The organism is Arthrobacter ipis (assembly GCF_014694315.1).
In the GTDB taxonomy this organism is placed as follows: Bacteria; Actinomycetota; Actinomycetes; order Actinomycetales; family Micrococcaceae; genus Arthrobacter; species Arthrobacter ipis.
The window spans coordinates 395,047-419,346 of sequence record NZ_JAAOXD010000007.1 but is presented as its reverse complement, the minus strand read 5'-3'; the positions used below and the strand labels follow the sequence as shown (position 1 = coordinate 419,346).

General features: G+C 64.5%; 25 protein-coding genes and 1 pseudogene. 14 read left to right on the top strand and 12 right to left on the bottom strand.

Features of this window, described 5'->3' with window-relative positions:
- Nucleotides 1-4 precede the first annotated feature (4 nt).
- The 3 genes from G9E11_RS16920 to G9E11_RS21235 all read right to left on the bottom strand — a co-directional run bounded on the left by G9E11_RS16920 (nucleotide 5) and on the right by G9E11_RS21235 (nucleotide 1,903).
- Nucleotides 5-793: a DUF2182 domain-containing protein gene (locus tag G9E11_RS16920; RefSeq protein WP_311764398.1), complete on the bottom strand. Its 789-nt coding sequence runs from the start codon at nucleotides 791-793 to the stop codon at nucleotides 5-7.
- A gap of 67 nt (nucleotides 794-860) precedes the next feature.
- Nucleotides 861-1,466: a DUF1326 domain-containing protein gene (locus tag G9E11_RS16915; RefSeq protein ID WP_246469031.1), complete on the bottom strand. Its 606-nt coding sequence runs from the start codon at nucleotides 1,464-1,466 to the stop codon at nucleotides 861-863.
- A gap of 299 nt (nucleotides 1,467-1,765) precedes the next feature.
- The gene (locus tag G9E11_RS21235; RefSeq protein WP_246469000.1) at nucleotides 1,766-1,903 is read right to left on the bottom strand and encodes a hypothetical protein; all 138 of its coding nucleotides are present in this window, start codon (nucleotides 1,901-1,903) and stop codon (nucleotides 1,766-1,768) included.
- On the opposite strand from G9E11_RS21235, the gene G9E11_RS16910 reads away from it, so the two are divergent.
- Complete coding sequence (locus tag G9E11_RS16910; RefSeq protein WP_246468999.1) at nucleotides 1,902-2,576, top strand: potassium channel family protein; 675 nt, start codon at nucleotides 1,902-1,904, stop codon at nucleotides 2,574-2,576. The two genes, G9E11_RS21235 and G9E11_RS16910, sit on opposite strands and share 2 nt — an antisense overlap.
- Nucleotides 2,577-2,709: 133 nt before the next feature.
- Here G9E11_RS16910 and mmuM read toward each other — a convergent pair whose 3' ends face one another.
- On the bottom strand, nucleotides 2,710-3,669 hold the full coding sequence (gene mmuM / locus G9E11_RS16905) for a homocysteine S-methyltransferase (RefSeq protein WP_190607811.1): 960 nt from the start codon (nucleotides 3,667-3,669) through the stop codon (nucleotides 2,710-2,712).
- A 170-nt stretch (nucleotides 3,670-3,839) separates the two neighbouring features.
- Here mmuM and G9E11_RS16900 point away from each other — a divergent pair, with 170 nt between their 5' ends.
- Genes G9E11_RS16900 through G9E11_RS16890 form a run of 3 tightly spaced genes read left to right on the top strand, consistent with a single transcriptional unit; the run spans nucleotide 3,840 to nucleotide 5,850 of the window.
- Nucleotides 3,840-4,289: a hypothetical protein gene (locus G9E11_RS16900; protein ID WP_190607809.1), complete on the top strand. Its 450-nt coding sequence runs from the start codon at nucleotides 3,840-3,842 to the stop codon at nucleotides 4,287-4,289.
- On the top strand, nucleotides 4,286-5,041 hold the full coding sequence (locus G9E11_RS16895; protein ID WP_190607806.1) for a cyclase family protein: 756 nt from the start codon (nucleotides 4,286-4,288) through the stop codon (nucleotides 5,039-5,041). Before G9E11_RS16900 ends, G9E11_RS16895 begins: the two co-directional genes overlap by 4 nt.
- 32 nt (nucleotides 5,042-5,073) lie before the next feature.
- The gene (locus G9E11_RS16890; RefSeq protein ID WP_190607804.1) at nucleotides 5,074-5,850 is read left to right on the top strand and encodes an IclR family transcriptional regulator; all 777 of its coding nucleotides are present in this window, start codon (nucleotides 5,074-5,076) and stop codon (nucleotides 5,848-5,850) included.
- On the opposite strand, the gene G9E11_RS16885 is transcribed toward G9E11_RS16890, so the two are convergent.
- Both G9E11_RS16885 and G9E11_RS16880 read right to left on the bottom strand, forming a co-directional pair.
- Nucleotides 5,847-6,647, bottom strand: a complete 801-nt coding sequence (locus G9E11_RS16885; RefSeq protein WP_190607801.1) for an IclR family transcriptional regulator — start codon at nucleotides 6,645-6,647, stop codon at nucleotides 5,847-5,849. The two genes, G9E11_RS16890 and G9E11_RS16885, sit on opposite strands and share 4 nt — an antisense overlap.
- A gap of 123 nt (nucleotides 6,648-6,770) precedes the next feature.
- A complete protein-coding gene (locus G9E11_RS16880) occupies nucleotides 6,771-8,210 on the bottom strand; it encodes an amino acid permease (protein WP_190607799.1) in 1,440 nt (479 codons plus the stop codon).
- A 298-nt stretch (nucleotides 8,211-8,508) separates the two neighbouring features.
- Here G9E11_RS16880 and G9E11_RS16875 point away from each other — a divergent pair, with 298 nt between their 5' ends.
- Nucleotides 8,509-9,561, top strand: a complete 1,053-nt coding sequence (locus tag G9E11_RS16875) for a homoserine dehydrogenase (protein ID WP_190607797.1) — start codon at nucleotides 8,509-8,511, stop codon at nucleotides 9,559-9,561.
- Nucleotides 9,554-10,966 carry an aldehyde dehydrogenase family protein gene (locus G9E11_RS16870; protein ID WP_190607794.1) on the top strand — a complete coding sequence of 471 codons (1,413 nt, stop codon included), beginning with the start codon at nucleotides 9,554-9,556 and terminating at the stop codon, nucleotides 10,964-10,966. Before G9E11_RS16875 ends, G9E11_RS16870 begins: the two co-directional genes overlap by 8 nt.
- Before the next feature lie 41 nt (nucleotides 10,967-11,007).
- Here the strand turns inward: G9E11_RS16870 and G9E11_RS16865 are convergent, their stop codons facing one another.
- Nucleotides 11,008-11,475 carry an Lrp/AsnC family transcriptional regulator gene (locus G9E11_RS16865; protein WP_190607792.1) on the bottom strand — a complete coding sequence of 156 codons (468 nt, stop codon included), beginning with the start codon at nucleotides 11,473-11,475 and terminating at the stop codon, nucleotides 11,008-11,010.
- A 67-nt stretch (nucleotides 11,476-11,542) separates the two neighbouring features.
- Between G9E11_RS16865 and G9E11_RS16860 the strand changes: the two genes are divergently transcribed.
- From G9E11_RS16860 to G9E11_RS16850, 3 genes are all read left to right on the top strand, one after another.
- Nucleotides 11,543-12,298 (top strand): HAD hydrolase-like protein, encoded by a 756-nt coding sequence (locus G9E11_RS16860; RefSeq protein ID WP_190607790.1) that lies wholly within the window; start codon nucleotides 11,543-11,545, stop codon nucleotides 12,296-12,298.
- A gap of 160 nt (nucleotides 12,299-12,458) precedes the next feature.
- Entirely contained in the window at nucleotides 12,459-12,611 is a 153-nt protein-coding gene (locus tag G9E11_RS16855) for a hypothetical protein (protein ID WP_190607788.1), read from the top strand.
- A gap of 130 nt (nucleotides 12,612-12,741) precedes the next feature.
- Nucleotides 12,742-13,686 carry an SAM-dependent methyltransferase gene (locus G9E11_RS16850; RefSeq protein ID WP_190607785.1) on the top strand — a complete coding sequence of 315 codons (945 nt, stop codon included), beginning with the start codon at nucleotides 12,742-12,744 and terminating at the stop codon, nucleotides 13,684-13,686.
- A 91-nt stretch (nucleotides 13,687-13,777) separates the two neighbouring features.
- On the opposite strand, the gene G9E11_RS16845 is transcribed toward G9E11_RS16850, so the two are convergent.
- Nucleotides 13,778-15,055 (bottom strand): aspartate aminotransferase family protein, encoded by a 1,278-nt coding sequence (locus G9E11_RS16845; protein WP_190607783.1) that lies wholly within the window; start codon nucleotides 15,053-15,055, stop codon nucleotides 13,778-13,780.
- Nucleotides 15,056-15,285: 230 nt separating this feature from the next.
- Here G9E11_RS16845 and G9E11_RS16840 point away from each other — a divergent pair, with 230 nt between their 5' ends.
- Complete coding sequence (locus G9E11_RS16840) at nucleotides 15,286-15,798, top strand: DUF3830 family protein (RefSeq protein ID WP_190607779.1); 513 nt, start codon at nucleotides 15,286-15,288, stop codon at nucleotides 15,796-15,798.
- A 192-nt stretch (nucleotides 15,799-15,990) separates the two neighbouring features.
- Here the strand turns inward: G9E11_RS16840 and G9E11_RS16835 are convergent, their stop codons facing one another.
- The 4 genes from G9E11_RS16835 to G9E11_RS16820 form a co-directional block, all read right to left on the bottom strand.
- The gene (locus G9E11_RS16835; RefSeq protein WP_190607777.1) at nucleotides 15,991-17,217 is read right to left on the bottom strand and encodes a M20 family metallopeptidase; all 1,227 of its coding nucleotides are present in this window, start codon (nucleotides 17,215-17,217) and stop codon (nucleotides 15,991-15,993) included.
- A complete protein-coding gene (locus G9E11_RS16830) occupies nucleotides 17,214-18,467 on the bottom strand; it encodes an aminotransferase-like domain-containing protein (RefSeq protein WP_190607775.1) in 1,254 nt (417 codons plus the stop codon). The genes G9E11_RS16835 and G9E11_RS16830 overlap by 4 nt, the downstream gene beginning before the upstream one ends.
- A 3-nt stretch (nucleotides 18,468-18,470) precedes the next feature.
- Nucleotides 18,471-19,652, bottom strand: coding sequence for a M24 family metallopeptidase (locus G9E11_RS16825; RefSeq protein WP_190608408.1), 1,182 nt, complete (start codon nucleotides 19,650-19,652; stop codon nucleotides 18,471-18,473).
- A 78-nt stretch (nucleotides 19,653-19,730) separates the two neighbouring features.
- Nucleotides 19,731-20,738, bottom strand: a complete 1,008-nt coding sequence (locus tag G9E11_RS16820; RefSeq protein ID WP_311764397.1) for a D-2-hydroxyacid dehydrogenase — start codon at nucleotides 20,736-20,738, stop codon at nucleotides 19,731-19,733.
- Between the two features lie 152 nt (nucleotides 20,739-20,890).
- Between G9E11_RS16820 and G9E11_RS16815 the strand changes: the two are divergent.
- The 4 genes and pseudogenes from G9E11_RS16815 to G9E11_RS16800 form a co-directional block, all read left to right on the top strand.
- Nucleotides 20,891-21,130 (top strand): annotated as a pseudogene (locus G9E11_RS16815) (hypothetical protein); the annotation flags it as partial.
- A 10-nt stretch (nucleotides 21,131-21,140) separates the two neighbouring features.
- Nucleotides 21,141-22,274, top strand: coding sequence for a glycine cleavage system aminomethyltransferase GcvT (gene gcvT, locus G9E11_RS16810; protein ID WP_190607773.1), 1,134 nt, complete (start codon nucleotides 21,141-21,143; stop codon nucleotides 22,272-22,274).
- A 29-nt stretch (nucleotides 22,275-22,303) separates the two neighbouring features.
- Nucleotides 22,304-22,687, top strand: a complete 384-nt coding sequence (gene gcvH, locus G9E11_RS16805) for a glycine cleavage system protein GcvH (protein ID WP_190607770.1) — start codon at nucleotides 22,304-22,306, stop codon at nucleotides 22,685-22,687.
- A 66-nt stretch (nucleotides 22,688-22,753) separates the two neighbouring features.
- Nucleotides 22,754-24,151 (top strand): L-serine ammonia-lyase, encoded by a 1,398-nt coding sequence (locus G9E11_RS16800; RefSeq protein ID WP_190607766.1) that lies wholly within the window; start codon nucleotides 22,754-22,756, stop codon nucleotides 24,149-24,151.
- Nucleotides 24,152-24,300 lie beyond the last annotated feature (149 nt).

The following is a 24,300-nucleotide window of genomic DNA, read 5'->3' as shown; positions in this document are numbered from 1 at the left end:
GGCCTTACATGGTCATGCCCGGCGCCGCGGGTGCCAGCATAATCCCCACCGCGATCAGCGCCAGCGCCGCCGACACCGACCGGTTGGCCAGCCGCTTCCACGGCAGCATCTTCTCCACAGCGATGAGGGCGCCCACCAGCGCCATCCACCCGACGCTCATCACGCCCAGCGCAAACAGCGCCACCATCAGCGCCCAGCAGCATCCGACGCACCAGGAGCCGTGCTCCATTCCCATGCGCAGTGCCCCGCCGAGCCCCGGCCGCATCCTGTGCAGTAAGAAGTCCAGCGGCGTTCGGCACTTGGTCAGGCAGACGTTCTTGGCCGGTGTCAGCTGGTACACCGCTGCCGCCAGGATCACGCCGGCCGCGGCGTACCGCCCGCCGGCCTCCGCTGCGAACGCCGCGGGGACGAGCTGCATGACACCTTGGTAGAGCGCGTACGCAACCAGTCCGAACAGCGTCCAGGAGATGAGGTACCCGGCCACGAACAGCGTGGTGGAACCGCGCGGTGCGTACCGCCCGGTTTCCCGGCGGCGGCGGCTGATCTTCGTGTACGCCGTCACCATGGGCGCCACGGAGGGAAACATCATGGCGGCCAGCATCACCACCCAGGTGCTGAGGAAGAAGTCCAGCGGTCCGGGGTCCGTCCAGCCTCCCATGTCCATCCCGCCCATCCGGCCGGCGGTGAACACCCAACCCGCCGCCGCCAGGATGAGCAGGACGGCAATCAGCCCGGCATCCCGCGCATCGATCCTGCGGAGTCCAAGTCCAGGCAGACCTGTCCCGGGACTCACGGCGCGGGCTCCAGCCTGCGCGCCCGGTCCCGGGATCAGGGGCCTCCGAGGTCTTTGCGGCCGGGGCTCAGGCGCGACCCTTGGGTCCACCTTCGGCCATCTCACTGGCGAAGGTGAAGTCCGCCGTCTCGCCGTATACCGCTTGATAATCGATGCCGAAGAGGTCTGAGCCGCCCGAGCCCTTGCCGATCCGGAACTCTGGTGCGAAGCCGAACATCGCGTTCTTCACGGTGGTGGCTCCCCCGCCTGGACCGGGAAGAGGCTCGAACCCCAGATTGATATGGCCCGCCACGGAGGCTGACGGCGTCTCCCCGTCAGAGAAGCTGATGCTCCCGCGTTCGACGCCGAGCCACTCGCCGTAGAGGGCGGCGAAGTCGGCGAACGGGCCGCCCTCGTCGCCGTGGAGGATGCGTTCCACGGCCTGGGCCTGGCCGTCTGAGACGCCCTCATCCAGAACGACGCCGACCTTCCAGTTTCCCGAGGTCAGGTTGGACGGAAAGAAGTTGCAGAAGGCGAAGTCGACGCCCGAAAGATCGGTGTCATCGAGCCGCCCGCTGGCAATATGGAAGACCGCCGAGCCGCGGCATTCCCCGTTCGGCCCCGTGGGCGTGCTGTCCACCGGGCAGGGACAAATCAGCTGGCAGTTGCAGTTTGCAACATATGTACCGGACATTTCCCACGACATTGAAGACTCTCCTTGGTGGCGCCAGTGCCAGGCAGAAGCCGCGAAGGCACGGCGCCGAAACTACTGGGGGATCAGGGCGAAAAGGTCCTGTTATCGCTGACACTACTCGGGGCCGGTGGCCTGTCAATAAGGAATCCCTACGCCTGAAGCCACTGGTCGTTTGGCGGTTCAGAATGCCGTGGTGGCGGCATCCTACGATGAGGCATGGACTTCTGGGACGTCTTGTGGACTGTGTTGGGAGCTGGGCTGATTCTGCTGATGCTCGTCGACGTCTTTTACACACTCCTTTACCCGCTCGGATCCGGTCCGGTGTGCAGGACAATCATGCGCGGTTGCTGGCAGCTCACCAGGCTGTCCAGGGGAGGGGCCTCTTCGATCGCGGCTCCTGTGGCAATGGCTGCGGTCATCTTCGCTTGGGCAGCCATGGCTGTCCTGGGATGGGCGCTGCTCTACCTGCCGCACCTGCCGGAGGGCTTCATTTACGGTGACGGGATCCCCCGACAGGCAGATTTCCTCGAGGCTGTCTACCTCTCCATGGTCACGCTGTCCACAGTCGGGTTCGGGGAAGTCGTGGCAGGCCATCCCCTGCTCCGGCTGGTGTCCGCCTCCGAGGCGGTAACAGGCTTCGGTCTGCTGACAGCCACGGTCTCCTGGATTCTTCAGATGTACCCTGCCCTGAACCGCCGTCGTGCCCTTGCCCACCAACTGAACTTGTTCAGGGAGGCGGCAAGTCCCGGCGACCATTTCTCCATGGGTCCCAGCCACGCCGCTGGCCTGCTCGAGGCGTTGGCCGGCAGCGTCGCCGCCGTCAGCATCGACTTGCTTGCCTTCCACGAAACGTACTATTTCCACGAAGTCGAACCGAGAGGCTCCCTGCCGGCAATTGTCACCTACGCGGAAGAACTTGCCTCCGAAGCCCAGGACAGCGGCCACCCCGATCTTCAGTTTGCCGGCCGGATGCTTGAGGCAGCACTGGACGATCTCGCCAAGGTTCTCCGCGGCAGGTTCGGGCATGCAGGGACGACGTCCTCGGAGGTGTTCGAACACTATTCCACGCACCACAGGCACCGCCGGTCCGGTGGAGCAACTACTGATTAGCGGACCTGGGGTCTTTAAAACGGGGAGCCCCTTACGACAACGTGGCCGAGCTCGACGACACGCTTGTCGCCTCCACCTTGCGCAACACGGTGGGGACCCTCCTCGCCTGACAACTGCGGCGCACCGCGGTCCGTTAGGGATTTCCGGTCAGGCTGGCCACGGCGGCAATGTCCTCCGGGGTGGTTCGGCAGCATCCGCCAACGAGCCGGGCGCCAAGTTCACGCCAGACGGCGGTTCCTTCCGCAAGACTTGCGGCCTGTTTACAGCCCAGTTCTGCAACGGCCGCGGCCGGTCCCCACGTTTTGGTGATGGCGTCATAGCTTTCGCCGGAATTTGGATACGCGATCAGGGGCGTGTCCGTGGCTTTGCCCAGAGCGCTCAGGCCCGGGGCGACCAGCTCCAGCGGCACACAGTTCACGCCAATGGCCACAACGAGCGGCTGCGCCCCGCTGAGCTTTGCCACCTGCTCCAGCGGCGTACCGTCGCTGATGTGCCGGCCGTCCCGCAGCGTGAAGGAGAGCCAGCCTTCGACGTCGAACTCTTCCATGAGCGCCACCAGCGCCTCGGCCTCCTGCAAGGACGGCAGCGTCTCACAGGCAAGCAGGTCCGCTCCGGCCTCCACCAGGGCTGCAATTCGCGGCCGGTGGAACTCCAAAAACTCGCTTCGGCTGAGGACGTAATCCCCCCGGTATTCCGATCCATCAGCCAGGTAGGCGCCGTAGGGGCCGACGGATCCCGCTATCAGCAGGGGGCCTGCACCCGGGTTTTCGGCCAGGTGCTCGCGGCGCGCCTCGTCGGCCAGGCGAACACTTAAGGCCACCCGCTCCAGGGCCTCTTCCTCACCGATGCCGCGCCGCGCAAAGCCAAGAGGTGTTGCCTGATAGCTGGCCGTGGTGGCGACCGCGGCTCCGGCGCGGAAGTAGTCGCGGTGGACGCGCTTGACGAGCTGCGGCTGCTCCAGGAGGACTTTCGCCGACCACAGGGGGTCGTCCAGGCTGCAGCCGTGCGCTTCAAGCTCGGTGGCAAGTGCGCCGTCCAGGGTCAGGTTTGCTCCGGCATCAAGCATGCGGGAGAGCGTGGTGTTACTGGGCATTCTTTGGGCTCCAAGCGGTTCGGTTCGTCGTTGCCGGCCGGGAAGACGAGGCGCCGGGACGCATCATCCACTGTTGCTATGTTCATAATAAGCATTTTTTGATGCTTGTAATGAACACCAGCCCGTGTCACCATGGCATTCAAATACCCGTTGTGATCAGGAGGCTCCCCTTGAAGATTGAAATGAAACCAGTACGCAAGCTGCGGGTGCACTGGCCCATAGCAACGCACACCTTCTCGCGGCTCGCCAACGGCAATGCAGAAGCCTTCAAGGAGGAGGCGGGCATCGTGGCCCTCCTCCAGGCCCTGGCGGAATCCCCGGACCTCGGGGACTTCGGCAACTACAGGCATGTCTTCGAATCCGGCCTAGGATTTGAAGGCTTCACCTGCACCGAAGGTGCCAAACCCACGTTGGGGCAGGTGGGCCAGCAGACGATTTCGCCCACCCTTGTCCTCACGACGTATTTCGATGCAGCGCTCGACGACGCTGCCGTGGAACGCTTCCTCCAGCACATCGTGGATATCCACCCTTGGGAGGTGCCCGTCATCGAACTGACAGGGCCTATCGGCGTCTCCAACACCGTCCTTCCGGCGCTCGCTGAAAGCCCCGAGGCATCATGACTGAAGTCACCGCAACCGCCACGCTGTGGGACGGCCTGCAGACGCTGCTTGCCGGCAGGTCATTCACTGACCTGACGCACGCCTTCCATCCCGGCCAGCCGCGCTTCCCGGCATTCCCCGACGAAGTCAGGGAGGCCGTATTTGATCTGGCGAAGGGTGACGGTTTCACCGCTCACCGCTACTCGATCATCGGACAATGGGGAACACACGTTGATCCTCCCTCGCATTTCACCCCCGGGGGACGGACCCTGGACCAGATTCCCGTGGAGGAGATGGTCCTTCCACTGGCTGTCCTCGACATCTCCGAACGCGTCATGGCAAATGCGGACGCCACTCCCACGATGGAGGACGTCCAAGCCTGGGAACACCGCAACGGGGCCATCCCAGCCGGGGCCTTCGTGGCATTGCGGACAGGGTGGAGCAGCCGCTGGCCCGACGCTGGCGCCATGGCAAACAGGGACGATGACGGCGTCAGCCACACACCCGGCTGGTCGCAGGAAGTCCTCTCCTTCCTGGTTGAGGAACGGTCGGTGACCGCTATCGGCCATGAGCAGACGGACACAGACCCCGGGTTGGCCACATCCCGCCAGGACTTCGCCCTGGAGTCCTACATCCTGGCGCAGAACCGGTGGCAGATCGAGCTGATGGCGAACCTGGACGGACTTCCAGAAGCGGGCGCAGCCCTCATCGCCAGCTGGCCCAAGCCACTGGGCGGCAGCGGTTTTCCTGCCCGGGTCTTCGCCATCCACTAGGACGCGTTCGTCCAGTGACTACAATCGGAGCCATGTCTAAGACATCCAGCATGGGCCGGGGAATCATGGCTGTCCTAGCGGTCGGCTCCCGCAACGCAGAAGGCCTGCCCGGCGGAACGGTCGCGGACATAGCAACCGATCTGGGCAAAGACCGCAGCCAGGTTGCGCGCAGCCTGCGGACGGGCCAGCAGGAGGGGTTTCTGGCGCGCAGGGACCAGCGGACCTACACCCTGGACTGGTCGCTCCTGACGGACGCCCAGGTGTTGACGGAACAACGGTTGCAGACTGACGGCGCGACTGCCTTGGAAGGCCTGGCCGGTGAAACAGATGAAGGATGCTTCCTCGGAGTTCTGAGCGGAGACAGCACGGTCACCGTCGGCGAGCGTGTTCCGGCAAGCAGCAACATGATCGGTTCCTGGCTGGGCCGGCCCTACCCGGCCTACTGCAGCGACGCCGGCCAGGCACTGCTGTGGGAAGCGTCGGACGACGAGGTCCGCACCCTTTTCTCCGGCGTCGCGTTCGTGCGCCATGGCCCCAACACACCCCACGACGTCGAGGACTTCCTGTCACGGCTACGCGCGGCCCGGGCACGGGGATACTCCGTCGTGGACGAGGAAGCCGAGCCGGGGCTGTATTCCCTGGCCGTTCCAGTTCGGGACTTCAAGGGTGAGGTAGTGGCAGCGCTGCAGGTGGTGGGCAACAAGACACGCCTGCAGCCGAAAATGGAGTCCTGCGCCACCGCTCTCGTGTCCTGGGGCAAGTGGCTTGAGTCCACGCTGGGTCAGGTCCTGCCGCAAAACGCGCCCTAGCTGGCAAGACCCTTCCGGCCGGCGTCGTGCCGTGCGCGGCCCTCACTGGAGCCCAGGCGTTCGGCCGCCGCCATGAGGGCCTTTGCAATGTCATCGGTGCTGGACATAATCTCGGCCCGACTCCCCAGGACGCTGAGCGCGGCAAGAACGGAGCCGTCAGCGCTCCGGACCGGAACGGCCAGCTCGTAGACACCATGCTCGAATTCTTCCTCCGCGACAACGAAGCCCCGCGCCCTGTCCCGGTCCATCAATTCGGCGACTTCCTGCGGTGAATGGGCCGCCCCCGGACCGCCGACACCAATGAAGTTGACGTCCTCAAGGAGGGCCGCAACGGCTGGCTGCGGCTCGTCCCACAGCAGGGCCCGGCCGGACCCGGTGCACCACACGGGTGTCACCATGCCGGGTTTGACGAAGCTGCCGGGAACCGCGTCCTGGCCGGAGGTGCGCAGGAGAATGACGCGGACGCCCTCGCGGACGGAAATCCGGGTTCTAAGCCCGAGCGAGACCACCAATGACTCAAGTTCAGTTTTTGATTGGCGGACCCAGCCGGTATTCAACGCTGCGGCCAGGCCGAAAAAACGTGGGCCCGTCCGGAAGGGCCCGCGTTCCACGCGTTCCAGCAGTCCCAGCTCACACAGCTCCTGCGTCAACCGGGAGACACGGCTTTGTTCCATCTCCAGCTCGGATGCGATCTGCGAAACGCCGAGCAGGCGTCTTCCCCGCTTCTCCCGATCGGCAACCAGCCGAACGATTCGAAGTCCTTGGGCCATGGATGACGCTTCCGAGGAGGAATCCACGATCCATGCTCCTTCCGCCCGATGACTACGCCTATTCTCACACGTGGAGCAGATCTCCGAGCTTGGTGGCGGGGGACGGAACTCCCCTGCCACCAAGCATCTGGAAGTTGGTGGATGACGGTGTCAGAACGGCTGGTCTGCCCGCGCCTTGCGTCCGTACTTGAAGTAGAAGAAGGCATAGCAGGCGCCAACAAAGGAGAATCCAAAATACAGGGCCGCAACCTGGTTCGGGTCAAAGGCGATGCCGATGAGCGAGATGAGGCAGAGCGAGAAGGCCAGGATCGGCACCAGTGGGAACAGCGGAGCCTTGTAGGGAAGGGCCGCAACATCGCCGCCGTTCTTGACGAAGGACCTCCTGTGGAAGAAATGCGAGGCGGTGATGGACATCCAGACTCCGACAACGGCGAACCCTGCCACCGAGACGAGGGCCAAGTAGACAGTTTCCGGGGCAACGACGCTGCTGATGAGTGATGCCAGGCCACCGAGCATGCTGACCGAAAGCGCAGTCATGGGGATGCCGCGGCGGGTCAGCTTCTTCAGCGCCCGGGGGGCATGCCCCTCGTCGGCCAAGGAGTAAAGCATCCGTGCGCAGGAGAAGAGTCCACTGTTTCCGGCCGAAAGGAGTGCGGTGATGATGACGAAGTTCATGATGTCGGCGGCATACGGAATGCCGATGGCTGAGAAGACCGTCACGAACGGGCTTTCATCCAGTCCGACCTGATCGAATGGAATGGTAGCGGCGATGACAGCGATTGCCCCGACGAAGAAGATCAGCAGACGGATGACGGTGCTGCGCATCGCTTTGGGGATGCTGGTGGCGGGGTCAGCGGTTTCGCCGGCTGCAACGCCAATGAGTTCGGAGCCGGAGAAGGCGTAGAACACAGCAAGTGCTGTGACGAGAACGCCGGTGAAGCCGTTAGGAAAGAGGCCGCCGGCGGTGCTGAAGTTCTCAAACATGGCAGGATGGTTGGCCCCCTCGCTGAGCGGGTGGAGGCCGAACAGGGCCGCGCCGCCGAGAACGATGAGGACCACGATGGCGCTGACCTTGACGATGGCAAACCAGAACTCGGATTCACCGAAGAACTTCGAAGAATCTGCGTTGAGGCCGAAGAGGACCGAGGCGAAGATGACGCACCAGACCCAGACGTCAACACCCGGGAACCAGCGCTGCATCAGGAGCCCTGAGGCGGTGAACTCCGATCCGATGGCCACTGCCCAGCAGAGCCAGTAGAGCCAGGCCGTGGTGAACCCGGTGGCCGGCCCTATGGACCTCGCCGCGTAGATATGGAAGGCGCCGGAGACCGGGTAAGCGATGGCGAGTTCGCCGAGGCAGGCCATCACCAGGTACACAACAAAGGCGCCGATGAGATAGGCGATGACAGCCCCGAGTGGCCCGGCCTGGGAAATGGTGTAGCCCGAGCTCAGGAAAAGCCCGGAGCCGATCACCCCACCCATGGCGATCATGACCAAATGCCGTGCCCCCATGGACCGCCGGAGACCGGAATCGGTCGACGGCGGAACTGTGGGCTGTGGTTCTAGCTGGACCGGTGATACGGGTTCCATGGTTTCTCCCAGGTGAGTGGCAGGTCTGATGCGAAGAGTGCGCACGTTGCCCGGGCTTATCGGTCAAGCCAACGCGGGCCGTGCAGTAGCGGTCGTGACGAAAGTAACACAAAAACGGCGTTTTGGTCATTAAGAACATTTCAACATGTCCATGTTGACCGAAAGTTACGGCGAGCCCCACTGCCGAATCGGCAGCCCGATGGTCAATTTGCCCTGCTTTTCGGTCACAATCACATGCACCGACAGACATGGAATGCGGTCAGCATTGGAGGACCCATGTAACTGATGAAGGAGCACCATGACCACCTATGACATTGCGCTGATCGGCTTCGGCGGCGTCAACAGGACGCTGGCCGAACTGATTGCAAAACGAGGAGAGGCCCTCCATTCAGAGCTCGGCTTCGGTCTCCGGGTCGTGGCCATCACCGACCTGCGCCTCGGATCCCTGGTCCAGCCCGAAGGAATCGACCTCTCCATCGCCCTTAACCTTGGTGCCGGCAGCGAAGCGTTCGCCGCGAACGGAGGGTCCGCGGACACAAACAACGAAGCAGTGATCCGCAACTGCAGCGCAGACATCATCTGCGAGGCCACCTTCACGAACCCGCAGGACGGCGAGCCGGCAGTTTCACACGTGCGCTGGGCACTTGAATCAGGCAAGAGCGTCTGCACAACGAACAAGGGACCCGTTGCCCTCCGCGGCGCCGGGCTGACTTCCTTGGCCGAACAGAACGGCGTGCACTTCGAATTCGAGGGCGCCGTCATGAGCGGCACTCCCGTCATCCGCCTGGCCAAGAGGATGTTCGCGGGGCTCGAGCTGAACGGCTTCGAAGGCATTCTCAACGGCACCAGCAACTACGTTCTGGGGCGGATGGAGGACGGCCTGGACTTCGAAACGGCCATCAGGGAGGCACAGGAACGCGGCTACGCCGAAGCAAACCCCGCAGCAGACATCGAGGGTTACGACGTTCAGCTCAAGGTCCTCATTCTGGCCAACGAGCTGCTCGATGCAGGCATCGAGCTCAAGGACATTCAGCGGCAGGGTATTTCGACCGTGACGCCGGAGAATATTCAAAAGGCAGCCCGCGAGGGACGCCGCTGGAAGCTCGTCGGTGCGGCACGGCGGAACCTGGACGGGACCGTGACTGCAGGTGTTTCCCCTGTAGCGCTCCCACTCGATCATGGTCTGGCCGGCGTTTCCGGTGCGACCAACGCCGTGTCCTTCGAGACCGATCTTCTGGGGGCAGTCACCGTCTCAGGGCCGGGGGCCGGCCGCGTGGAGACCGCCTATGCCCTGCTCTCTGACATCATCGCCATCCACGCAGCCAGGACGGAAGTATCTGCAAATGCCTGAATCCACACTGTGTTCGACGGAAACGGCGCTGCCGCAGTTCCGTGACGTGACGAGTCCGTACGACGGAAGGGTGGTCGGCACGGTTTCGCTGACCGGAGCCAGCGCCGGAAAAGCCGTGATCGAAACGGCCCGCATCGGCGCCCGGAAGGCAAAGGCACTGTCCCGGAACGCACGCGGGAAGATACTGGACGCCGCGGCAACGGAGATCGAGCAGCGCACCGAAGAGTTCGCGCAAACAATCGTGTCCGAAGCCGGGAAAACGATTCGCCAGGCCCGGAAGGAAGTACTGCGCGCGGTCAACACGCTCCGCCTCTCCGCTGCCGAAGCGCGCCGGAACGCAGGCGAAGTCATCCCCTTCGACTCCTATGAAGGCTCAGAGGACCGCACCGGCTGGTACTCGCGGGAGCCACTGGGCATCATTGCCGCGATCACCCCGTTCAATGACCCCCTCAATCTGGTGGCACACAAGATCGGCCCGGCACTCGCCGGAGGAAACGCCGTGATCCTCAAACCCTCCGCACTGACTCCGCTGTCAGCCCAGTTGCTCACGGACGTTCTCGTGAACTGCGGGCTCCCGCCGGAGGCACTCACCGTTGTTCATGGCGGCCGGGAGGTAGCCGAAACAATCGTTCGGTCCCGGGACGTACGAATGGTGTCCTTCACCGGAGGGTTCTCCACTGGTGAGAGTATCGCCCGCACCGCAGGCCTGAAGAAGCTATCCATGGATCTCGGCGGAAACGCACCCGTGATCGTCCTGGATGATGCCGACATCGAAAGCGCTGTGGATTCATGCGTCTCCGGAGCGTTTTGGGCCGCCGGCCAGAACTGCGTGGGCGTTCAGCGGATCCTCGTAGCCGCCCCGGTGTACGGCGAGTTCCGCCGTCGATTCCTGGAGGCAACGGCAAGGTTGGTTTCCGGAGATCCATCGGATGAACAGACGGATGTCGGGCCCATGGTCAGCGCCACGGCATTGAAGGCGCTACAAATCAAGCTGGACGGGGCCCTCGGCGCCGGCGCTGAACTCCTCACAGGCAATGTCAGTGACGGTAATGTGCTGCAGCCGACCGTCCTGGAAGCCGTCCCGGAGGACAGCAGCCTGTGGCGCGAGGAAGTTTTCGGGCCCGTAGTCATGCTTCGTAAGTTCAATACCTTCGAGGAGGCCATCGACGTTGCGAATGCCATCGAGTTCAGTCTCCATGCGGGCATATTCACCGACTCGCTAGCGAGGGCGATGGCGGCAGCCCAACAGCTCGAAGCTGGCGGCGTCATGATCAACGACTCCTCTGACTACCGCTTCGACGGCATGCCGTTCGGCGGGGCGAAGTACGGAAGCATGGGCAGGGAGGGCGTCCATTTCGCTTATGAGGAGATGACCCAGCCGAAGGTCATCTGCATCAAGAACTGATCCCGCTCCTGAAGAGCCGACATGCCCGGAGTCTGTCCCCTTCACTCGGCGGCGCGGGCACCTCCGGCACCCCGCCGGATGTAACTGGACAGCGTCATCGCCGTCACCGTGTCCGTGACGCCGGGAATGGCCGCGATCTGCTCCCAGATCTCCTGAACCCTCTCCAGCGAGCGGGCCTCGACCCTCACCAGCAGGTCAAAGTCACCGCTCACGACGTCACACAGGACAACTTCCGGAATCGACCGCAATACGTTGACGACGTCCGCACCACGCACCCGGTCCTTCCTGTAAACCATGAGGAAGGCGGACACCGGCCCCTGACCCGGCGGGCCGGCAACAATGGTGTACCCCTGGATATACCCTTGCCGTTCCATCCGTTCGACCCGCTGGCGCACAGCGTTCCTCGACAGGAGGACTTTGGTGGCCAGCTCTGCGTGGCTTATGCGGGCGTTCTTCGTGAGCTCCGCAAGAATCCTCTGATCTATCTGATCAAGACTCACTCGATCCATGCCTACCCTTCACCGCAACAATCTGCCGGACAACCGGAACCCACTCCAAGATTGAAAGCCTCGAAAATTGACACTTCTGCACCAAATCAGGCCCGCTCTTACTGGCATTAGCTGCATTCTGTTCGACATGGACGGAACCCTGCTGGATTCGGCCCCCGGCGTTACCGCAAGCGCCGCCCAGGCCCTGGCAGCTGTTGGCGCAACAGTGCCGTCGATGGACGAACTGCGCCGATTCGTGGGGCCGCCGATGATCGAGTCCTTCAGAACAGTCTCACAACTGGACGGAAAAACCGCCCAAAAAGCTCTCCAACACTACCGCAAAGAGTACGCGGAGCACGGCGCCGAACAGTGCCTCCCATACGACGGGATCGTAGAACTTCTTGACCACCTACGCTCAGCCGGTATCCCAATTGCTGTCGCCACTTCCAAGGTGGAGGATCAAGCGATAAGACTCGCCCGAAGGTTTGGAATTGACGGCTACTTCGTCAACATCTGCGGCGCGTCAGACCACGACGGAAGAGCGAGCAAGTCAGAGGTCATCGCCGAATTGCTGGTGCGGCTCCAATCCGAAGGCGTAGACATCTCCAGCCCCGCGATGGTGGGAGACCGAAGCTACGACATCGCCGGAGCCGCCCAACATGGAGTCCCGACAATATACGCACGCTGGGGCTACGGGGACGCCGGGGAAGCGTCGGAGGCGGCCGCCGTCGTCACCTCCCCCGCAGCCCTGCTGCCACTGATCCTGGCCAGCCGCCGCCCGTTGGATGACCAGCAACCGCTGATCGAGCCTGTCGAGATCAAGCCTCGGGCAGACACGCTCTAGGTGCTCCTCGCCTGACAGTTCCGGGATCCGGTCCTGCGATGCCATGTGAGCAGACCGATACAAGAACGAAACGTTGGGTCGACGCCATGAAACATGCCGTGGCTACGCTAATTCCTACCTGAAAGAGAGTCATCCGCAGGTCAATTGAAAGGAAATAGCCATGCTCTGGAATACCTTGAACCTGTTTTTCAATTCCTCGCGCAATGACGGGAACTCCGCATTCGGCGATGCCGGATCGAACACCGATTTCCCCCAGGGCCAGCTCACGTCCTCCGCCTGGGAAGGCTGGTGGGACAACCCCGCGCAGGCATGACGCGCATGGGGATCGCCGGCCGTTGAACCGGGAGTCCCCGCCGGGTCTGCCCCCGGAAAGCCGTTGGAAATCTGGCATGGCCATCACGGTAGGCTCGCCAATAGGGATCCACGACGGCGGGAGGCCAGGCATGACTGAACCTACAGGCAGTACCGAACTCGAGGACCAGGGGCTGCCGTTGACGGCCCTTGCGGTGGCGGCGGGGCGTGCCGTCGAGACGTCCCGGGCCGACCCCTTGGTGGCGGATCCGTTCGCCTCCGCCCTGGTGGTGGCCGCCCGTTCCCACCTGGACCTGCCGACGGTGTGGCCGGCGGAACCGACGGAGGCCCCTCCCCTGCAGCAGCCTCTTCTGCTGGCGTCCATCTACATCGGCATGCGGACCCGGTTCATCGACGATTTCCTGCAGTCCGATACACCCACCGCACAGACCGTGGTTCTCGGGGCGGGCCTCGACACCCGGGCGTTCCGGCTTGACTGGCCCGCTGGCGCCAGGGTCATCGAGGTCGACAGCGCCAACGTCCTGAAGTTCAAGGCCCACGTAATGAGCCGGCTTGCCGCGGAGCCCGGCTGCGAACTGATTTCCCTGCCCGCGGACCTGTCCATGCCGTGGCGGGAGCAACTCCTTGCCGCAGGCTTTGACCCTGCACAGCCCACCACCTGGGTCCTCGAAGGCCTCCTGCCGTACTTGGATGCCGCTTCCCAGCGTGCCGTGCTGGGGGAAGTGGCGGCGTTGTCGGCGCCGGGATCGCGGGCGGCGATTGAGCGGGCCGTGGCCCTGCCGAAGACGGACGACATCGAAGCCAAGCTGCGCGAGTTCAGTGAGCAGACGGGCCTTCCCATGAGCGAACTGCTGGCGCGGGCCGACCCGCCGGACCCGGTGGAGCTGCTCGAACCCGCAGGCTGGCGCTGCAGCACTCACACAGTTGAGGAGCTGTGCTCGATGTACGGCCGGGTGCTGTCGCTGGACGCTTCGGACGAACCGGCAGAACGCGGGTCCAGTCCGGGCGAAACAGCACCTGACCAGCCAAACCAGGACCAGTCCCGGGGCGGCTTCGTGACAGCTTGGCTCACGTGAAACAGCTTCATAGTGCTGGCTTCAGGACGCGGCTCTGCCCTGCAAGCACCTCCAGTCATGGAGGCCCGCGCAGGGCACAGCCGTTGCGTTTCTAGGCTCCTGTGGTGGCGGGGATGGCTCCGGTGACGGCGCCGACGGCGGTTTCGAAGCGTTCGAGGCCGAGGGTGATTTCCTCGGCGGTGACGACGAGGGCGGGGATGAGGCGCACGACGTTGCCGGCCGGGCCGCAGGTCAGGGTCAGCAGGCCCTGGTCGGTGGTGGCCTGCTGCACGGCGGCGGCGGTTGCCGCGTCGGGGGTGCCGTCCTCGGCGGTGAATTCGATGCCCTGCATCAGGCCGCGTCCGCGCACGTCGCCAATCACGGGGAAGCGGGCCTGGATTTCCTTCAGGCCGGCCTGCAGTTGCTCGCCGCGGATACGGGAGTTCTCCACCAGCCCTTCTTCCTTGACCACGTCCAGGGTCGCGACGCCGGCCGCGGCGGAGACGGCGTTCCCGCCGTAGGTTCCGCCCTGGGATCCGGGCCAGGCCTTGGACATGGTCTCGGTGGATGCTGCGATCGCCGAGATCGGGAAGCCTGAGGCGATGCCCTTGGCCGTGATGATGATGTCGGGGGTGGAGGTGGAGTACTGGTGGCCCCAGAACCTGCCGGTGCGCCCGACCCCGGCCTGGACCTCGTCGAAGATCAGCTGGATGCCGTACTTATCTGCACGTTCGCGCAGTCCTTCCATGAACGCCGGCGGGGTGGGCAGGTAGCCGCCGTCGCCCAGCGCCGGTTCGATCAGGAACGCGGCGGTGTCATTGGGGGCGGTGCGGGTCTGGAACAGGTAGTCCAGTTCCTGCAGCGCGAACGCCACCGCGGCCGCCTCGTCCCACCCGTAACGGTACGCGTAGGGGAACGCGGACATGTGCACCCCCGACATCAGCGGCGAGAACCCGGCCGAAAACTTCGTCCCCGCCGTCGTCAGCGACGCCGCGGCGACCGTGCGGCCGTGGAAACCGCCCTGGAACACCACAATGTTCGGCCGGCCCGTGGCCATCCGCGCCAGACGGATCGCAGCCTCCACCGCCTCAGAGCCGGAGTTGGCATAGAACACCGAATCCAGCCCGGCCGGAAGGACCTCGCCCAGCTTCCGGGTCAGCGCCAGCAGCGGCTGATGCATCACCGTGGTGTACTGCGCGTGGATGATCTTGCCCACCTGCTCCCGCGCCGCCTCCACCACCCTGGGATGGCAATGACCGGTGCTCGTCACACCAATACCGGTCGTGAAATCCAGATACTCCATCCCGTCGGTCCCGTAAATCCAGCTGCCAAGGGCATGATCCACGACAACAGGCGTTGCTTGCTTCAATGCAGGGCTAAGAGAAGTCATGCAGATAATTGTCCCTCAAATTGCCCGATTGTCAACAATAGTCATTTACTTCCTGTCCCGAAAAGTGCTTCCGATGACATCGAAGTGCGCGGGGGGAATGCCTCGAGCTGCCGCTGTTTGCCATGGGTAGGATTGTTGACAATCGTGATTCGAGCCACATAGCCTGAGAGCACGGAACAGCAACGCACTGTTATCAATATCCAGTTATCAACCCAGGAAGTAAGGCAAACATGGCGCGGTACATCAACATCACCCTCGAGAAGCGCGGGGTCACCTGCAAAGCACTCCTTCACGACGACGTGGCACCCCGCACAAGCAAGGCGGTCTGGGATGCCCTGCCGTTGAGCGGCCAGGTGTTCCACGGAAAGTACGCCCGCAATGAGATTTACAACCTCGTCCCGGCCTTCGCCCCGCAGGAACCAGGTGCGGAAAACACCACTGTCACTCCCATCCCGGGGGACGTCTGCTACTTCACGTTCACTTCCAACGACCTGAAGACGCCCTCTCACGGTTACGAGCAGGATTCCGACACCGACGCCGTCCAGACCATCGTGGACCTGGCCGTGTTCTACGGTCGCAACAACCTGCTGCTGAACGGTGACACGGGCTGGGTTCCCGGGAATGTCTTCGCCACCATCGTGGAGGGCCTCGACGAGATGGCGGCAGCCTGCCAGGACATATGGATGGGCGGCGCCCGCGACGAGACGCTGACGTATTCCCGCGCCGTAGACTCCACCCCGTAGGCACGCACCCACGATTACCAGCAGCCGGGCCACTTGCAGCGGCCCGGCTACTCTGTTTTCCGGCGGAAGCGCCAGCAAGCCAGCGGAAGCAGAAGTACGTCCGGCTGCACGAAAGGTGCAGCCGGACGTACTGGGTTGTCGTTCTTCGTTGTCAGGCTAGGGCCTACGGGCGCGGTTTGATGGAAGAAGCTGTCAGCTCCGGCCGTGCCGCAGGCACATCAGGGCGTAGGCGCGGGCTGCCGCAACCAGTTCTACGATGCTCAAGGATTCGTTCACCTGATGCGCCTGGTCGTTTAGGCCACCGGGGCCCACGACAATGGCCGGGACCCCGAGGTCGCGGGCTATGAAGCCGCCGTCGCAGGCTGCCGTCCAGCCGGTGATGGCGCTGTCCACGCCGGCGTCGGCTAGCGCGGACACGGAATTTGCCACCAGCGTATGGTCCACCGGAGTGCGGAATCCGGGCATTTCCATGGTGACCTCTGCCGCCACTGAGATGCCGTCCGAGTCGATGCCGGCTTCGCTGATCTGATCTCGGAGCCTGTCCAGGATCAGTTGCGCGTCGTCGTCGGGCATGAGCCGCCGGTCCAAGGACACGGTGCATTCGGCCGCCACCATGGAGGTGCCAGTGCCGCCGCTGATGAGCCCGATGTTCCAGCTCCCCGCGCCGAGCAGGGGGTCCTGCTCTGCCTGCAGCCGGGCGTGATCGTCGCGGACCAGGCTCAGGATCTTCGCCGCCGCATCAATCGCGTTCCGGCCGTCCGCCGGCCTGCCCGAGTGCGCCGCCTTGCCGGTGACATTCAGCTCGATATAGCTGTCCCCGCGGCAGCCGATCACCGTTTCAAGGTCGGTGGGCTCGGCCACAACGCACGCCGAGTACGAAAAGGTCGGATCCGCCAGCGCGGCAGCGGTGTATGCCTGGATGCCGATGCCGAGATCCTCCTCGTCCACCGTGCATGCCAGCGCAGCGTTGAAGGGCAGCTCCGCGCCAGCGTCCTTGAGTGCCTTCAGCGCGATGACGACGGCGGCCAGGCCGCCTTTCATGTCGGTGGACCCACGCCCAAAGAGCCGGCCGTCACGGACGTAGGGCTCAAACGGAGGCCGCTCCCAGCCGGTGCCGGCGGGAACGACGTCGGAGTGGCCCAGGAAGAGGATGCCGGGCCGGTCGCCGCCGGGCAGGACGGCCGTGAAGTTCGGCCGTCCCGGGGCGACGGTTTCCGTCGATACTTCCAGTCCCGCGGCGAGGCAGAAGCCCTGCAGGACTTCCACGGTGGCCGCTTCGGTGCCGCCGGGGTTTTCGCCCCCGGCGGCCACCAGGTCCTTGGTGAGCGCAACGAGTTCCGGCTCGCTGATCAGGCCGAGAACCTTTTGTTCCAGCAGTTCTTGATAGCCCAGCACCCGCGCGTGAGGGATGGAAGTCATACAGGTGCCCCGGCTTTCAGGGCCGCCAGCTCCCGGTCCATGGCGTTGCGGAGGCGGATGATGCCTTCCTCGGCCCGTTCGGGAGTGGTGGATGCGAAACAGAGCCGGAGGGCGTCGTCGAACTTTCCGCTGGGGGACAGTGCAGGTCCGGGAATGAAGGCGACGCCTTCTGCAAGGGCCGTCTCGAAGAGCTTCCGGGTGGAGATCCGGGCGTCCTCGCCCTGGAGCGTGAGCCACAGGAAGAAGCCGCCTTCAGGATCGGTGGTGGTGACCCGGCTGCCCAGGTTGCGGCGCAGGCTTTCCTGCATGGCGTCTTTGCGGCGTCTGTACTCGGTGCGCAGCCCTGCCAGGTGGTGGTCCAGCCCGCCCCGGCGAATGAACTCGGCAACGATGTGCTGCCCAGGAACGTTGGTGCACGTGTCCATCGCCTGCTTGGCGTTGATCACCAGCTGGCGCAGCGCCGGATCCGTGTCCACCCAGCCAACTCGCAGGCCCGGGGCCAGGATCTTGGAGAACGTGCGGACGGAGAAGAGCAGCGGGTCGCCCGGGCTGAGGGCCTGCAGGGAGGGCAAGTCCTCGCCCTGGAAGCGGAGCAGGCCGTAGGGGTCGTCATCGATGATTACGGAGTTCCACTCGTGGGCGAGTTCCAGCAGCTGGTGGCGGCGCGGCAGGGAGAGGGTGACGCCCGCCGGGTTCTGGAAGTTGGGAATGGTGTAGATGGCCTTGGGTGTGCGGCCGGCGGCAGCAACCAGCTCCGGGAGGGCCTCGACGATGAGCCCGTTCTGGTCCGTGGGTGCTTCGAGCAGTTCGGCGCCATAGCTGAGGGCGGTGGCGCTGCCGTTGGTATAAGTCGGGCTCTCTACGATCACCAGGTCGCCGGGGTTGATGAAGAGCTTGCAAGCGATATCCAGGCCCTGCATGCCGCCGGCGGTGATGGTGACGCGATCCGCCGACGTGGGGTCCGGGGTTTCCGCGAGGTAGTCGACCAGGGCCTTGAGGAGCACGGGTTCACCCTCCGTGGCGCCGTAGGTCATGGAGCTGTGGTCCAGGACCTGGCGGGCGATGTCGCGGAATTCCTCCAGCGGCACAGCCTCGTCCGCGGGCGAGCCCATGGCGAAGCGGACAATGTCGTGGGTCTGGGAGGCAAGCAGCGAAGTGCTGGAGTCGATGACGGAACCGACGAGGTCGGCGGCGCGGTCGGCCAGGGGCAACACTCCGCGGGAGCGGGTGGCGAAGTGGTCAACGGTCACGGACTAGCCGCCTTTCTGGATGAGTTCACGGGGGAAGCTGGTGAAGGTTTCCACGCCGTCGGCCGTGACGCGGATTGATTCGGAGAGTTCGTAGCCGTAGTTGTCCATCCACATGCCGCCGATGATGTGGAAGGTCATGTTCTCGGCGAGGACGGACTCATCCTCCGAGCGGATAGAGATGGTGCGCTCGCCCCAGTCGGGCGGATAACCGACGCCGATCGAGTAACCGATGCGGGACGGCTTTTCCAGGCCGTACTTGGCCAGCGTCCAGTTCCAGGCCCTTGCCAGTTCCCGGACGGGGACTCCGGGCTGCACTTCGGTCAGCACTGCGTTGAGTCCGTCGGCGACGGCGTCTGCCAGCTTGGCGAGGCGGTCCGGCTTTTTGCCCAGCGTCAGCGTTCGGGCCAGAGGCGTGTGGTACCGCTGGTGCGCGCCGGCGAGTTCGATGACCACGGCCTGTCCTGCCTCGAAGCAGTCCTCGCTCCAGGTGAGGTGCGGGGTGTCCGCAGCTTCACCGGTGGGCAGCATCGGGACGATCGCCGGATAGTCCCCGCCGATACCGCCGGCTCCCTTGATCTGCGCCTGGCTGATGGCGGCAGCGGCATCACACTGGCGGACGCCGACGTCGATGGTTTCTACTGCCGCTTCCATGGCCGCCATGCAGACCTGGGCCGCGCCGCGCATCAGCTGGATCTCGGCCGGGGACTTGATGGAGCGGACCCAGTTGACCAGTTCGAAGCTGTCCACGAGCGTCCATTCGGGAATGGCGTTGACAAGGGACCGGTAGGCCTTGGGGGAGAAGAAGTGCGAGTCCATTTCCAGGCCCACGCATCCCTTGGCGGCCGGGGCAATGAGGTAGCGCTCACGAAGGGCGAAGGCCACCCAGTCGAAGGGATGCACGTGCGGGCGGTGGACGTACTGTTCGGGGTAGCCCACGATGCAGTCCTCGGGCAGCCAGGTGGTGCGGGAGGCACCGCCGGCGTCCATGGCCCGGGTAAAGAGGAGCATGGGTCCGTCAGCGGGCACGAAAACCAACTGCGGAGTGTAGAAGGACCAGGCGTTGTAGCCGGTCAGGTAGTAAATATTGGCGGGGTCGGTGACCAGCAGGGCGGAGAGGCCCTGCTTGGCCATCCGCACGCGTACTCCGGCGAGCCGGGCGTCGTACTCCTCGTGGCTGAACAGCAAAAAAGACACCTCCAGATAGAAGTAGTAGATTGTTTACAATGTAGTCTTTGTGGGCCGTGTCACACAATCGCGGCACGATCAGCTCGTGCTGACGTAGCCGCGCTCCTTGTCCACCACGTTGGTGAGATCCTGGCCCGAGGACCAGCGCTCAAGGTTGGCCAGGAACTGGTCCGCCAGGGCGTCGCGCCAGCCGAGGACGTCGCCGCACATGTGGGCGGACATGTGGACGTTGTCCATTTTCCAGAAGGGATGCACGGCGGGAAGCGGCTCTTCCGTGAAGACGTCCAGGGAGGCTGCGGCAATCCGGTCCTCGCGGAGGACCTTGATCAGCGCTTCTTCGTCCACAAGTGCCCCGCGGCCCACGTTGACGACGTGCGCCGTCGGCTTCATGGCGGAAAGGACGTCCGCGTTCACCATCTTGCGCGTCTGGTCGGTGAGCGGCGCGATGAGCACCAGGTGGTCAGCCCAGGCTGCGTGCCTGGCCAGCTCCGCACTTGCGTGGATGATGCCGAAGTCGGGATCATCCTCGCGCGGGGTGCGTCCGATTCCCTGGACCTCCAGTCCCACTGCGCGGAGCAGTCGGGCGGTGGCCCGCCCGATTCCCCCGGTTCCAACGACGAGCACACGGGAACCCTCTGTTCGGGTCAGTTCACGGTGCTGCCAGAGGCCCTGCTGCTGCATGGACTTGCTGAGATGAAGCTGTTTGTCGTGGGCGAGGATGGAGGCCAGCACGAACTCGGCAATCGGCCTGTCAAAAGTGCCATGGGCGTTGGTTACCAGCACATCCGAGCTGCGTAGCTCGTCAAACATCATGGCATCCACCCCGGCAGCCGCCACATGGACCCATTGGAGGGAATTCGCGTGCGGCCAGGCGTCCTTCAATGCGGACGAGAAGAAATCCCAGAGGAACAGGACGTCCGCTCCCCGCGAGGCTTCCGGGAGGCCGGCTGCATCCGTCAGGACAACGTCGGCGCGGGATTCAATGTCGGCGAGGTTGTAGGGGCGGGCCTGGCCTTCCGCGACGAGGATGACCACGCGGGGGGTTGGCCGGGCGCCGGCAGGGCTCTGGTTGTTAGTGTTACTCACGCTACAACCCTACGGGATCGCAGGATTGTTGACAATAGGCGTATGTGACCTGCACCATGGGTGCATGACTTCTCTTAGCCCTGCATTGAAGCAAGCAACGCCTGTTGTCGTGGATCATGCCCTTGGCAGCTGGATTTACGGGACCGACGGGATGGACCGTGGAGAACAGCCCGCTGCGCAACGCACCGCACACCGCGGCCGCGGCCATCAGCTCCAACTGGGACCGCGCCTACCCCCGCGAGCAGGCCGCCTTCCCCGTTCACACGCTCAAGCAGGACAAGTACTTCCCGCCGGTAGGCCGCATCGACGGTGCCGCAGGCGACCGGAACCTGGTCTGCTCCTGCCCACCTCTCGAAGCCTTCGAGGACAACACAGCAGCTTTCGAGAACTAAGGATTCCGCAATGACCGAGAACTACACCGCGCTCTACGACCAGCACAAGAAGGCCGGCGCCTCGTTCACCGATTTCGGTGGCTGGCAGATGCCGCTCAAGTACACCTCCGAGCTTGCCGAGCACCACGCCGTTCGCAACGCAGCCGGCCTGTTCGACCTCTCCCATATGGGGGAAGTCTGGGTCACCGGCCCGGACGCCGGCGCCTTCCTGGACTACGCCCTGGCCGGCAAGCTGTCCGCTATCGCCGTCGGCAAGGCCAAGTACTCACTGATTTGCGACGCCGACGGCGGCATCATCGACGACCTGATCTCGTACCGGCGTGGCGAGGAAAAGTACCTGGTGGTCCCCAATGCCGGCAATGCAACGAAGGTGGCCGCCGCCCTCGTCGAGCGTGCCGCGAACTTCGACGTCGCCGTCGAGGACGTCTCGGCGGAGACCTCGCTGATCGCCGTGCAGGGGCCCAACGCGGAGGCCATCCTGCTCCAGCTCGTCCCGGCTGAACAGCACTCCCTGGTGACCGAGCTGAAGTACTACGCGGCTGTTGAGGTAGGGATTGCCGTCAACGGCAAGGTTCAGACCCTGCTGCTGGCGCGCACCGGCTACACGGGCGAGGACGGCTTCGAAATCTACGTGCCCAACGACGACGCTGCCCGGTTGTGGGAGGCGCTTCTGGACGCGGGCGCCGCGCACGGGCTCATCCCGGCGGGCCTGGCCTGCCGAGACTCGCTGCGCCTCGAAGCCGGCATGCCGCTCTACGGCAACGAGCTCTCACTCCGCGTCAATGCCTACGCCGCAGGACTGGGGCCGGTGGTGTCGCTGGCCAAGGAAAGCGACTTCGTGGGCAAGGAGGCGCTGGCCGCCATCAAGGCAGCCGGCGTCGGTTCGACCATGGGCCAGAAGCTGGTGGGCCTCAAGGGCATGGGCCGGCGCGCCGCCCGCGGCCACTATCCGGTCCTCAAGGACGGCACGCTGGTTGGCGAGGTCACCTCCGGCCAGCCCTCCCCCACCCTCGGCTACCCCGTGGCGATGGCGTATGTCGACGTTGAACATTCCGAAGTCGGCACGGTCCTGGACGTCGACCTGCGCGGCAAGGCCGAGCGGTTCGAAGTGGTGGCACTGCCGTTCTACAAGCGCTCCAAGTAACCAGCCCCTAGATCTCAAAGGACAATCACATGAGCAAAGTTGTTTCTGAACTGAAGTACTCCGCCGAACACGAATGGGTTGCCGCGGACGGGGGTGGGCCTGTGGGGATCGGGATTTCGGCTGTCGCGGCCGACGCCCTGGGCGACATCGTGTACGTTGACCTGCCCGAGGTCGGTTCCACTGTCACGGCCGGAGAAACCTGCGGCGAGGTGGAATCCACCAAGTCCGTCTCCGACCTGTACGCACCGGTGACCGGCGAAGTGACCGAGATCAACGACGGCGTGGTCGCTGACCCGGCACTGATCAACAGCGACCCCTACGGCGCCGGCTGGCTGTTCAAAGTGGCCGTCACCGAAGAGGGCCCGCTGATGTCTGCCGAAGAATACGCGGCGACAAACGGCGGCGAACTCTAGCTCCCCTCCGCACCGCAAACCCTCCCCAGCCCGAACCGACCACAACTATCCAGTTAGGAACCGACCATGGCTGTTGGCGTCTTTGACCTCTTCTCGATCGGCATTGGCCCTTCGTCGTCGCACACCGTTGGACCCATGCGGGCTGCGGCGGTGTTTGCGGAGGAGCTGACGTCCTCCGGCGTACTGGAGCAGGTGGCGTCACTTCGGGTGGACCTGTACGGCTCGCTCGCGGCAACCGGGCACGGGCACGGAACCATGACGGCGATCCTGCTGGGCCTGGAGGGGTACCACCCGGAGCTGATCCTTCCCGATGAGGTCGAGGAACGGCTGGCCTCGATCGCGGAGACCGGGACCCTGCAGTTGGCCGGGTCGGTTCCGCTGCCGTATGGGGTGGCGGACATGGTGCTGCGGCCGCTGACCGTGCTGCCCCGGCACACCAACGGCATGACCTTTACCGTCTCGGACGCCGCCGGCTCCGAGCTCCGGAAAGCGACGTTCTTCTCTGTGGGCGGCGGGTTCATTGTCCGCGAGGGCGAGGAGGACGCGGCGCAGCAGGAACTGGACGAGTCCAAGAAGGAACTGCCGCTGCCGTTCCGCACGGCGGCAGAGCTGCTCAAGCACTGCCAAAACACGTCGTTGAGCATCAGCGACGTGATGCGGGTCAATGAGGAAGACAGCCGCACCGAAGACGAAATCCGCGCCGGCCTGCTCCACATCTACTCGGTGATGGAGGGCTGCGTGGAGGTCAGCCTGAAGCGCGAGGGGCTGCTGCCCGGCGGGCTGAAGGTCCGCCGTCGTGCGCCCGACTGGCACGAACGCCTCCTCAAGGAGGACAAGGACCGGGACCCCAAGTATTGGCAGGAGTGGGTGAACCTGATTGCCCTGGCGGTGAACGAGGAGAACGCCTCCGGTGGGCGCGTGGTCACCGCCCCGACGAACGGCGCCGCCGGGATCATCCCGGCCGTTCTCTACTACGCGCTGCACTTCGCTCCCGGGATGGACCAGGCCACCCAGGAAGACCGCGACGACGTCGTGGTGAAGTTCCTGCTGACGGCCGGTGCCATCGGGGTGCTGTACAAGGAGCAGGCCTCGATTTCCGGCGCGGAAGTGGGGTGCCAGGGTGAGGTGGGGTCGGCGTCGTCGATGGCCGCCGCCGGGCTGGCCGAGGTCATGGGCGGCACGCCCGCGCAGGTGGAGAACGCGGCCGAAATCGCGATGGAGCACAACCTGGGGCTGACGTGCGATCCGATCGGCGGACTCGTCCAGGTGCCCTGCATCGAACGCAACGCCATCGCCGCAGCGAAGGCCATCAACGCGGCCAAGATGGCGTTGTGGGGTGACGGCTCGCACCGTGTCTCGCTGGACGAGGTCATCGTCACCATGCGCGAGACCGGCAAAGACATGAGCTCCAAATACAAGGAAACCGCGATGGGCGGCCTCGCCGTCAACGTCGTGGCCTGCTGATTTAGCACTCCTGCAGATTTAGTACTAGGGAAAGAGAACCATGACACTGGCACCAGAAGGCCGGAAAATGCTGCGGATCGAGCAGCGCAATGCGGCCACCCCGGTGGAACGCAAACCGGACTGGATCAAGGCCAAGGTCCAGATGGGCC